Genomic DNA, 11,247 nt, shown 5'->3' on the forward strand with positions numbered 1-11,247 from the left:
CCACCATCGTGTTGACAGTCGACTTCAGCTCCAGGATCTCGCCCCGCGCGTCCACCGTGATCTTCTGCGACAGGTCACCCTTCGCCACCGCCGTGGAGACCTGGGCGATGTTGCGGACCTGGGCGGTCAGGTTCGACGCCATCGAGTTGACGTTGTCGGTCAGGTCGCGCCAGGTGCCGGCGACCCCGCGCACCTGGGCCTGGCCGCCGAGCTTGCCCTCGGTGCCCACCTCGCGGGCCACCCGGGTCACCTCGTCGGCGAACGACGACAACTGGTCCACCATCGTGTTGACAGTCGACTTCAGCTCCAGGATCTCGCCCCGCGCGTCCACCGTGATCTTCTGCGACAGGTCACCCTTCGCCACCGCCGTGGTCACCGAGGCGATGTTGCGGACCTGGCTGGTCAGGTTCGACGCCATCGAGTTGACGTTGTCGGTGAGATCCCGCCACGTACCGCTGACGCCCTTGACCTGGGCCTGGCCGCCCAGGTTGCCCTCGGTGCCCACCTCACGAGCGACCCGGGTCACCTCGTCGGCGAACGACGACAGCTGGTCGACCATCGTGTTGACGGTGTTCTTCAGTTCCAGGATCTCGCCCTGGGCGTCCACCGTGATCTTCTGCGACAGGTCACCCTTCGCGACCGCGGTGGAGACCTGGGAGATGTTGCGGACCTGGCTGGTCAGGTTGCCGGCGAGCTGGTTGACGTTCTCGGTGAGGTCCCGCCAGGTGCCGGAGACCCCGCGCACCTGGGCCTGCCCGCCGAGCTTGCCCTCGATGCCCACCTCACGGGCGACCCGGGTCACCTCGTCGGCGAACGACGACAACTGGTCCACCATCGTGTTGACGGTGTCCTTCAGCTCCAGGATCTCGCCCTGCGCCGCCACCGTGATCTTCTGCGACAGGTCACCACGCGCCACCGCCGTGGAGACCTGCGCGATGTTGCGGACCTGGGCGGTCAGGTTCGACGCCATCGAGTTGACGCTGTCGGTCAGGTCCTTCCAGGTGCCGGCCACGTTCGGCACCTCGGCCTGGCCGCCCAGCTTGCCCTCGGTGCCCACCTCGCGCGCCACCCGGGTCACCTGCTCGGCGAAGAGCCGCAGTGTGTCGGTGAGGTAGTTCATCGTGGCGGCCAGCTCGGCGACCTCACCGCGCGCCCCAACGGTGATCTTCTGCGACAGGTCGCCCTTGGCCACCGCCGTCGCCACCTGCGAGATCGACCGCACCTGGCCGGTCAGGTTCGACGCCATGGTGTTCACCGAGTCGGTGAGGTCCTTCCAGGTGCCGGCGACGCCCCGCACGTCGGCCTGGCCACCCAACTTGCCCTCGGTGCCCACCTCACGGGCCACCCGGGTCACCTCGTTGGAGAACGAGGACAACTGGTCGACCATCGTGTTCACGGTGCGCCCGATGCGCAGGTACTCACCGCGCAGCGGCCGGCCGTCGATCTCCAACGCCATGTGCTGGGACAGGTCGCCGTCCGCGACCGCCACGATGACCCGGGCGATCTCGGTGGTCGGTCGGCCCAGGTCGTCGATCAGCGAGTTGATCGCCCGCTGTCCCTCCGCCCAGGAGCCGTCCAGCCCCTCGTCGTCGAGCCGCTCGGTGAGCCGGCCGTCGCGGCCGACGATCCGGCTGATCCGCCGCAGGTCCAGGTACTGCCGCTCCTGGAGCGAGACCACCTCGTTGAAGGCGTCCGCCACCTCGCCGGCCGCGCCGGCGCGGCGGGGAAGGCGGACCTTCAGGTCGCCGCGACCGATCCGTCGCAGTGCCTCGGTCAACTCACCGAGGAGCGCCTCGTGGTCGGGCACGGACGGATCCGCCACCGACTGCTTCGCCGTGGTCATCATTCCTCGCTCCACTCGGGGGCTGCCGGTCCGTGCGGACACACCGGCACCCCATATTGTGCCCGCGCGCGCCGTAGTGCCAGGGTGCGCGACCCGCCAGGTGGCCCCGAGCGCCGTCCGATCCGCCCGATCGACGCGAGGCTGGCTGCGGGGGTCGTACACCTCGCAGAGTTCGCCAACGTCGCCCATGGACGCAACGCGACGCAGCGTGTTCGGTTAGTGCCGACAGGGGACCCTTCCTCCCGGTTGGGGAGGAGGGGACGCGCGGATGATGATCGGCTTGGCACCCGGTGGGGGAACGGTGGAGGATACGAGGGTGTCAGCCGAGGCGGGGCCCGCGACGGCCGGGGCCCGGGACGGGGCGACCCGGCGCGTCCGCCTGCCAGCCGACCGCCGTACGCCGGCCGCCGCGCGCGCCGTGGTCCGTTCGGTGTTGACCGAGTCACACCTGGACGAGCTGGCCAACGAGGCCCTGCTGCTCACCACCGAGTTGACCACCAACGCCGTCGAGCACGCCGGTACCGAGTTGGACATCGAGGTCGTCGCCGACGAGATCGGGCTGACCGTCACCGTCTCCGACTTCGCGCCCGGCTCGGGCGACGAGCTGACCGTCGGCGCCCGCAACGACTCCACCGAGATCGACGAGGTCTCCGAGCGGGGGCGCGGTCTGCTGCTTGTCGACCACTTCGCCAGCCGCTGGGGCACCACGTACCTGCCCACCGGCAAGGGCGTCTGGTTCCGGCTGGACCGCCCCGGCGCCGACCCGCCGACCGGCGGCACCACCGGTGGCGCCCAGGTGGGCACCGACCGGTCCGCACCGAGCGCCAGCGCGATGAGCGAACTCATGCAAACCGCCCCCGACCTGTACGCGGACGATCCGCTGCCGGACTTCGCCACCAGCCTGCTCAGCCGAGTCGCCGAGATGGTGGGAGCGGCCGGCGGCACGATCCGCCTGGACCGGGGCGACGGGCAGGGCCGCCAGGTGCTGGCCCACTTCGGTCGACCGCCCCGCGCCGGCAGTGAGCTGCTCCGGGTGCCGCTGACGGTGCACCGCCCGTACGCCGGGGAGCTGGAGTTGGACGCCGCGCCGTCGGCGTACGCCCAGCCGTTGGCGGTGCTCACCGCCGAGCGGCTGTCGCTGCACCTGGAGAACGACCGGCTGCGCCGGGCCGACGTCCGCCGGCAGGTGTGGTTGACGTTCCTGGCCGAGGCGAGCGAGCTGCTCGCCCAGTCGTTGGACGTCGACCTGACCATGGCCCTGGTGCCGCAGCTGGTGGTGCCCCGGCTCGGCCAGTGGTGTGCGGTGCACACCGCCGACGAGTGGGGCCGGCTCCGGCTGGCGGCGGCCAGCCACGCCGACGAGTCGATGTTGCCGCAACTGCACAAGGTGCTGGCCGAGACCGGGCCGGACTCGATCCAGGCTCGCCTGCGCGAGGCGTCCCGCAGTGCGGCGCAGATCCCCCTGGGCGGGCCCATGGAGGGTTTCGCGGTTCCGCTGATCGCGCGGGGGCAGCGGCTCGGCACCCTGGCGGTGGGGCGGCACCAGCGGCACCGGCACGACCCGGACGAGGTGGCCGTGTTGGAGGACGTGGCCCGGCGGGCCGCGCTGGCCATCGAGAACGCCCGCATCCACGCCGAACGCCGCCGCGTGGCGCAGACGCTTCAGCAGTCCCTGTTGCCGCCGGTGCTGCCGCTCGTGGACGGGATCGGCTTCGCCGCCGAGTACGTCCCGACCGGTGACGACGCGGAGGTGGGGGGCGACTTCTACGACGTGGTGCCGCTGCCCGACGGGCGTTGGCTGGTGGTGATCGGTGACGTCTCGGGCAAGGGTGTCCAGGCGGCCGCGGTGACCGGGCTGGTCCGGGACGTGATCCGGGTGCTGGTCGGCGACGGCAAACCGTTGCCGGAGGCGTTGGCGCGGCTCAACGAGACGCTCGTCGAGCGGGGTGGCGGACGATACTGCACATTGGCGCTGGCGGCGGTCGGGCCGGGCCAGGGCGACCAGTTGGACGTGTCGCTGCACCTGGCCGGGCACGACCAGCCGGTGCTGCTGGCCGGTGCGGGCGGCGCGGGGTTCGTCGGCACCAGCGGCACCGCGCTCGGCCTGCTGGACACGATCACCTCGCCAACGGCGAAGATCACGCTCGCGCCGGGCGACTCGCTGATCTTCTACACCGATGGTGTCACCGAACGACGGCGCGGCCGGGAGCTGTTCGGCACGGACCGACTGCGGGACGCGGCCGCTCCTTTGGCCGGCTATTCGGCCGACGTGGTGGCCGCCCGGCTGCGTTCCGTCGCGATCAACTTTTCGGTGGAGCCGCCCCGGGACGACATCGCCATCCTGGTGCTCCGCAACGACGCGACCTGAGCTGAGCTGACCGGGCGATCGGCGGCGGCGGGGTCAGAGGCCGCCGGGTAGTCGCCCGGGGGAGAGCCGGTGCTCCGGGTCGAGGTGCTCCTTGGCCTCGCGCAGTTGGGCCAGGCCGGCCAGGTCGCCCCAGAGGTCGACGGCCTGGCGGACGGCCGCCGGGGCGGAGACCACCACGCAGCGGCCCTGCCGGGCCAGCAACACCCCTCGGACGGCGGCCAGGATGGACGCCACCCGGCTGGGAGCCAACGCTCCGGGCAGTGCCGCGTGCACCACGCCCAGCCCGGCGGACCCGCGCACCGGCACCGGCGTGCCGGTGGCGTCGCGTAGCGCGTAGACGGCGGCGTGCAGATCGCCGATCGGCACCTCCAGACGCAGCGCCGTGTCGCCGGGAGCGAACGGGTAGCGACGCCACCACGTCGGCGCGGAGTGGGCGATCGTCGCCTCGCCGTCCAGCAGGCCGACCAGGCGCTCGGCGCGTTCGGTGACGTCGGCGGGACCGCCCTCCAGCAGCACCACCAGGCTGCCCGCCCGGGACGGAACACCGGCCCGGCCGGACATCGACGGGTGGCGCTCCCGGGCCGCCGCGGACGGGTGGCCGGGCGGGTACGGCGAACGTGGCCGGAGGGTGCCGCCCGGCAGGTCCAGCTCGACGGCCGCCGGCTCCAGTCGGGCGGCGAGGATCGTCCGGATCAGCTCGTGCACCTCCAGCGGCGTCCACACCGGGCGGGACACCCAGAGCCGGCTCGCCGGCAGCGGCTGCACCCGCAGACTCGCCGAGACCAGCACACCGAGCGCACCCTGGGAGCCACACAGCAGCCGGGCCAGGTCAAGACCGGGTGCGCCACCCCCGGCGCTGACCAACTCACCGTCGGCGGCGAGGTAACGGAGACCGAGCAACTGGTCGCAGGGGCTGCCGTGGCGGTGGCGCAGCGGGCCGGCCTCGCCGGCGGCGAGCACCCCGCCCAGGGTCGCGCCGGGTGACGGCGCATCCATCGCCAGCCGCTGCCCGGTGCGCTCCAGCGTGGCCTGCACCGCGCGAAGCGGGGTGCCGGCACCCACCTCGGCTACCGGCGCGCCGGCCGGCTCGTGACCGATGCCGGCCAACCGACCGGTGTCCAGCATGATGTCGACCTGCACGGGCGTGGCACCCCAGTCGATCTTCGTGCCGGCACCTCGGGGAACCACCGTCAGGTCGTGCGCGGCAGCCAGGCGCAGCACCTCGGCGGCGGCGTGCGGGCCGCCCGGCACCGCCACCCAACGCGCCCGCCGCCCCGCCACCTCGTCGGCCGCGCCGCCGAGCCGGGAGAACGGCGGACCGCAGATCGCCGCCAACCGCCGGGTGATCTCGAGAGCGCCGGACCGGCCGAGGGAACTCGCTGCTGCCGCCATGCCGGCTATCGTACATGTGTTCGAAAGCGGTACCGACGCGGACCGGGATATCACTGGTACGGCGTACAGCAGGTGCTGGCCGGTAACGTGGCGCCGTGACCACCGAGACTGCCCCGCCCGCGGCGAAGCGGGTGCCCAGCGAGCGCAGCCACCACGGCGACACCGTCGTCGACGAGTACGCCTGGCTCGCCACCAAGGACGACCCGGAGACGGTCGCCTACCTGACCGCCGAGAACGAGTACACCGACGCGCGCACGGCGCACCTGGCCGGGCTCCGCGCGGACCTGTTCGAGGAGACCCGCCAACGCACCAGGGAGACCGACCTGTCCGTGCCGACCCGCAAGGGCGGGCACTGGTACTACACCCGGACGGTCGAGGGGCAGCAGTACGGGGTGCAGTGCCGGCGCGCCGTGCGCGACGGTGAAACCAACCCGCCGGTCAGCGCGGAGGGCGCCCCCCTCGACGGGGAGGAGGTGCTGCTCGACGGCAACCTGCTGGCCGAGGGGCACGACTTCTTCTCGCTTGGCACGTTCGACGTCAGCCCGGACGGCCGCTGGTTGGCCTACTCCACCGACTTCTCCGGCGACGAGCGGTTCACCCTGCGCGTGAAGGACCTGACCACCGGCGAGTTGCTGCCGGACGAGGTCCCGGACACGTCCTACGGCACGGCCTGGTCGGCCGACGCGTCGACACTGTTCTACGTGACGGTGGACGAGGCCTGGCGACCCAACCGGGTCTGGCGGCACACCATCGGTTCGGCCGCCAGCGACGACGTGGTGATCCACCAGGAGGACGACGAGCGGTTCTGGGTGGGCGTCGAGCTGACCCGGTCGGAGAAGTTCATCCTGATCGACATCCACAGCAAGCTGACGAGCGAGGTGCTGGTGATCCCCGCCGGCAACCCGACCGGCACGCCGGCCGTGATCGCCCCCCGCCGGCAGGGCGTCGAGTACGCGGTGGAGCACCACGGCCACCGTTTCCTGATCCTGCACAACGACGGCGCCGAGGACTTCGCGCTGGCGTTCACCTCGGCGGACACGCCGGGCGACTGGGTGCCGCTGATCGAGCACTCCCCCGGCACCCGGCTGGAGGCCGTGGACGCCTTCGCCAACCACCTGGTGGTGTCGCTGCGTACCGACGGGCTGACCGGGCTGCGGGTGTTGCCGGTGGGCAGCGACGACGCCCACGACATCGACTTCCCCGAGCCGCTGTACAGCGTCGGGCTGGACGCCAACCCGGAGTACCGCACCGGGCAGGTCCGCCTGCGCTACTCCTCGCTGACCACGCCCGACTCGGTGTACGACTACGACCTGGTCACCCGCCAGATGGTGCTGCGCAAGCAGAAGCCGGTGCTGCCCGGGCCGGACGGCCGACCGTACGACCCGGCCGAGTACGAGCAGCACCGGGACTGGGCGCTCGCCGACGACGGCACCCGAGTGCCGATCTCACTGGTCTGCCGGGTCGGCACCCCCCGGGACGGCTCGGCGCCCTGCGAGCTGTACGGCTACGGCTCGTACGAGGCCAGCATGGACCCGTGGTTCTCGGTGGCCCGACTGTCGCTGCTGGACCGGGGCGTGGTCTTCGCGGTGGCACACACCCGGGGCGGCGGCGAGCTGGGTCGGCGTTGGTACGACCAGGGCAAGCTGCTGGCCAAGAAGAACACCTTCACCGACTTCGTCGCCTGCGCCCGACACCTGGTCAAGGCCGGCTGGACGGCCAGCGACCGGCTGGTGGCCAGGGGGGCCTCGGCCGGCGGCCTGCTGATGGGCGCGGTGGCGAACCTGGCACCTGACGCGTTCACCGGCATCGTCGCGCAGGTGCCGTTCGTGGACCCGCTCACGTCGGTCCTCGACCCGTCACTGCCGCTGACCGTCACCGAGTGGGAGGAGTGGGGCAACCCACTGGAAGACCCCGAGGTGTACGCGTACATGAAGTCCTACACGCCGTACGAGAACGTGGCCGCCGTGGACTACCCGGCGATCCTCGCGGTGACCAGCCTCAACGACACCCGGGTGCTCTACTCGGAGCCGGCGAAGTGGATCGCCCGGCTGCGGGCGGTCGCCCCGGGCGGCGACTACCTCCTCAAGACCGAGATGGGTGCCGGGCACGGCGGCCCGAGCGGTCGCTACGACTCCTGGCGCGAGGAGGCGTTCATCAACGCCTGGATCCTGGACCGCATCGGCCGCGCCTGATCGAGGCGAGTGTGGTCCGGCGTGATCGCGCTCGATCGTGGAAGTAGTCGCCTCGGCAGCTCGGGGAGACCACCACTTCCATGATCGAGCGCGATCATGGACCGGCCGGGCGGAACGGCCGCCGCCCTGCAACCGGCCGCGGCGCGGGCGGGCGCGCGGCGCTCGGGCTTGTTGTTCCCGGGCTGGCGCGGATGTCGGGGCCTAGACTTCCGGGGTGACCGGGGCTACGGATGGTGACGGCGGGGCCGCCGAGGACGTCCGTCGGCCGAGCCTGGCGGCGTTGGCCCGGAATCGTCGGGTCTGGCTGATCCTCGCGGTGGTCGCCAGCCTCCTGGTCTGCTGCTGCTCGGCGGTGATCGGCGCGTTGGTGGCGCTCTCCTCCGGCCTGCTCACCGCCTGAACCGGCCGATCGCGGCAGGCCGCGCTCGACTGGCTTGATCGACTCGGGACCGGCGGACCGCTCGACTCACGTCGTGCGAAGCTCGTCCAGGGCCGTGCTGGCGCGCAGGAACAGCACACCGACACCGACCGTCACCAGCACCGCGGCCAGGGCGCCGGCACCGAGCCACGCCAACTGCTCCAGGGGTACGGCGGGAACCCGCTCGAGCCCCGGGGTTTCGACGACCTGGGTGTACTGCGCACGGGTGGCCGGATCGGCACAGAGCGCGGCCGTGGCGTTGCAGACCTCCATCGAGGATCCACTCCTCGATGCCTTCGGGAACAGCCCACGACCGAGCAACGTGCCCACGGTGAGCGCGAGCAGGATCGCCGGCACCGCCGGAGCCAACGCCTGCCAGGCCACCGATCGGCTCAGCACCGCGCGGGGCACCCCGGTAGCGACAAGTGCGGCGTACGCGCGTCGGCGGGCGACGATCCCCTCCACCAGCGCGACGATCAGCCCGCCGGCCGCGATCAGGACGGCCACCGCGACGGCGGCGTCCACCAGATCCATTGTGGAGAGGTAGAACGAGTCGGAGGTCACTTCGGCCCCGGCGAGCCGACTCTGCTCGCGGTCGAGCTGGCCCTGGGTGGCGAAGTAGGCGCGCAACGCGGCCGCACCGGCACCGAAGATCAAGGCGGAGAGCAGCGCCGCGAAGGTGCGACTGCCCGCCCACGGGTCGGCCATCAACCGGCCCGCGGCGAGCAGGGCCGCGGGACGGCGGGCGTACCGGCGCAGCAACCGCCCACAGTGGTACGAGATCCAGCCGGTGCCGATCACCACGCCGATCATCGCCGTGAACCCACCCGCCGCGAACATCAGCGGCACCAGCCAGGCCACCAACTCTTCGTCGTCGTCGAACCGGTATGCCACCGGGCGGGCAGCCGCGAACAGGACCACGCCAAGCCCGATGAGGAACCCGACCCAGGGGCGCGGGCCGCGCTCGCGGGGGGCCTTGCGGTTCACCCCGAGCGGGCTGGTGGTGACCGTCCGCAGCATCAGTACGGTGGCCAGCGCCGCGACGACCGGCAGACCGAGCACAACCCCGGCCAGTACGCCGGTCGACGGCAGCACATCGGTGGGCAGGGCCAGTCGACCTCGCGCGTCCGGCCGGTGCAGCAGGTCGCGGCCGAGCAGGTAGACACCCAACCCGACGAGCGTGCCGAGCAGGGCGGCCATGCCGGTCTCCAGCACCACCAGCCGGGTGACCTGGCCGGGGGTGGCACCGGCCAGCCGGAGCGCGGCCAACCGGCGGTCCCGTGCCGGCGCACCGAGCCGGGCGCACTGCCCGGCCAGCGCCAGCACCGGGATCATCAGCATCAGCAGCGCGAACGCCGTCCCGCCCCGCAACCCGGGCTCCACGAGCAGAGCGTTGTGGTACTGCTCCGACCACCTGTTCGGGTTCTCATTCGTCGCGGCGGGCGTGGGGATGGCCAGCACGGTGAGCGCCGCGAACCCGGCCAGGGTCGCCAGTAGGGCGCTGAGCGCGGTGAGCACCACCCGCGCGGTGTCGGTGCGGGTGCCGGCGAGCGCGAGGCGGACCAGCGTCGCCGGTCTCACCGGGCTCCGCCGGCCAGCGGCACGTCGAGCCCCAGGCCGGTGTGGTCCACCAGGCCGTCGCGCAGCACGATCTCCCGATCGGCGTACGCGGCGATCCGCGGCTCGTGGGTGACCAGCACGACGGCGGTGCGCTGCTCACGGGCAAGCCGGACCAGATGGGTGAGCACCTGCTCGCCGGTGAGCGTGTCCAGTGCGCCGGTCGGCTCGTCGGCGAAGAGCACCCGAGGCTCGGTCACCAACGCCCGCGCGGTGGCGCAGCGTTGCTGCTGGCCACCGGACATCTCACCCGGCCGCACGTCGGCCACCTCCTCCACGCCGAACCGTGCCAGCCAGGTGAGCGCCGCCGTCCGTGCCTCTCGCCGCCCCGTGCCGGCGAGGAGCAGTGGCAGGGCGACGTTCTCCGCGGCGGTCAACTCGGCGACCAGTTGGCCGAACTGGAACAGCACCCCGAACTCGGTGCGCCGCAGTCGGGACCGGGCCTTCTCCGACCAGGTGTCGATGCGGTGCCCGCGCCAGGTGACCTCGCCGACGTCCGGTCGGAGGATCCCGGCCAGGCAGTGCAGCAGAGTCGACTTGCCGCAGCCGCTCGGCCCGGTGACGGCGACGATCTCGCCCTCGGCCACGTCGAGCGTCACGCCACGCAGTGCGGGTGTCGGGCCGTACGCCCGAACCACGCCGCGAGCCTGGAGTTGGGTCACGGATGCACCTCCCGGTGCCAGTCGGCGACCCGGCCCAGGGTGGTGTGCAGCCACCGCAGATCCGCGTCGAGGTGGGCGATCGCGAAGTCGGCCGCGACCACGTCGCTGAGAGTGGCGGCCGGATCTCCCTTGACCACGGTCAGCTCACGCAGCCGCGCGGTGTGCGCGGCACGCTGAGAGATCAGGTAGGACCGGGCCCGGTCGACGTCGGCGGCCAGCAGCGCCACCACGACCTTGACGAACAGTGTGCTGGTCACGTACGGCATGGGTGGCTCCACCGTGGACAACCACTGGTCCAGCGTGGCCCGCCCCTGCTCGGTCAGCTCGTACGTCGTGCGATCCGGACCGGAGGCGCGGTCCTGCCCGGCGGCGGCCACCAGGCCGTCGCGTTGCAGGCGGCCAAGAGTGGCGTAGACCTGCCCGAAGGCCAGCGGCCGAGCCCGGGGCAGCCGCTCGTCGTGTGCACGCTTGAGCTCATAGCCGTGCCGGCTGCCACCGGCCAACAGCCCGAGCAGAACATGCGGCGTAGACACCCGACCAACTATTCACCGAGCGAATACCCAAGTCAACAACCAACCACCCACCCACCCCACCCCACCCCCGCCCCCTCCCCACCCCCTCTCACCCCCGCCCCCTCTCACCTCGTTGATCATGGAGTTATTGCCACGACACGCCGCAGAGACGCGCTATAACTCCATGATCAACGGGGGCAAGGGGGGCGGGGGCAGCGGTGTCGCGCCCGGAGACACTCTCAG

Annotated in this window: 8 protein-coding genes; 3 read left to right on the forward strand and 5 right to left on the reverse strand. The window is 72.2% G+C overall.

Annotated features, from left to right (window positions below):
* On the reverse strand, positions 1 to 1,843 hold a 1,843-nt coding region (locus AB0B14_RS36465; protein ID WP_357526704.1), incomplete at its 3' end, for a HAMP domain-containing protein.
* 316 nt (positions 1,844 to 2,159) lie between these two features.
* Here AB0B14_RS36465 and AB0B14_RS36470 point away from each other — a divergent pair.
* Positions 2,160 to 4,211 (forward strand): SpoIIE family protein phosphatase, encoded by a 2,052-nt coding sequence (locus AB0B14_RS36470; RefSeq protein WP_357526705.1) that lies wholly within the window; start codon positions 2,160 to 2,162, stop codon positions 4,209 to 4,211.
* Positions 4,212 to 4,244: 33 nt separating this feature from the next.
* On the opposite strand, the gene AB0B14_RS36475 is transcribed toward AB0B14_RS36470, so the two are convergent.
* Positions 4,245 to 5,603, reverse strand: a complete 1,359-nt coding sequence (locus tag AB0B14_RS36475) for an FAD-binding oxidoreductase (protein WP_357526707.1) — start codon at positions 5,601 to 5,603, stop codon at positions 4,245 to 4,247.
* Positions 5,604 to 5,698: 95 nt separating this feature from the next.
* Between AB0B14_RS36475 and AB0B14_RS36480 the strand changes: the two genes are divergently transcribed.
* Entirely contained in the window at positions 5,699 to 7,795 is a 2,097-nt protein-coding gene (locus AB0B14_RS36480) for a S9 family peptidase (RefSeq protein WP_357526709.1), read from the forward strand.
* Positions 7,796 to 8,009: 214 nt separating this feature from the next.
* Entirely contained in the window at positions 8,010 to 8,195 is a 186-nt protein-coding gene (locus AB0B14_RS36485) for a hypothetical protein (protein WP_357526711.1), read from the forward strand.
* A 66-nt stretch (positions 8,196 to 8,261) separates the two neighbouring features.
* Here the strand turns inward: AB0B14_RS36485 and AB0B14_RS36490 are convergent, their stop codons facing one another.
* Genes AB0B14_RS36490 through AB0B14_RS36500 form a run of 3 tightly spaced genes read right to left on the reverse strand, consistent with a single transcriptional unit; the run spans position 8,262 to position 11,025 of the window.
* Positions 8,262 to 9,794, reverse strand: coding sequence for an FtsX-like permease family protein (locus AB0B14_RS36490; RefSeq protein WP_357526713.1), 1,533 nt, complete (start codon positions 9,792 to 9,794; stop codon positions 8,262 to 8,264).
* Positions 9,791 to 10,492: an ABC transporter ATP-binding protein gene (locus AB0B14_RS36495; RefSeq protein ID WP_357068759.1), complete on the reverse strand. Its 702-nt coding sequence runs from the start codon at positions 10,490 to 10,492 to the stop codon at positions 9,791 to 9,793. Before AB0B14_RS36495 ends, AB0B14_RS36490 begins: the two co-directional genes overlap by 4 nt.
* Positions 10,489 to 11,025, reverse strand: coding sequence for a PadR family transcriptional regulator (locus AB0B14_RS36500; protein WP_357068761.1), 537 nt, complete (start codon positions 11,023 to 11,025; stop codon positions 10,489 to 10,491). The genes AB0B14_RS36495 and AB0B14_RS36500 overlap by 4 nt, the downstream gene beginning before the upstream one ends.
* Positions 11,026 to 11,247 lie beyond the last annotated feature (222 nt).

The organism is Micromonospora sp. NPDC049171 (genome assembly GCF_040648275.1).
Lineage (GTDB): Bacteria > Actinomycetota > Actinomycetes > Mycobacteriales > Micromonosporaceae > Micromonospora.

Excerpts from the sequence above, each read along its gene's own strand:
- AB0B14_RS36475 (WP_357526707.1), bottom strand. The coding sequence starts at position 5,603 with ATGGCGGCAGCAGCGAGTTCCCTCGGCCGGTCCGGCGCTCTCGAGATC.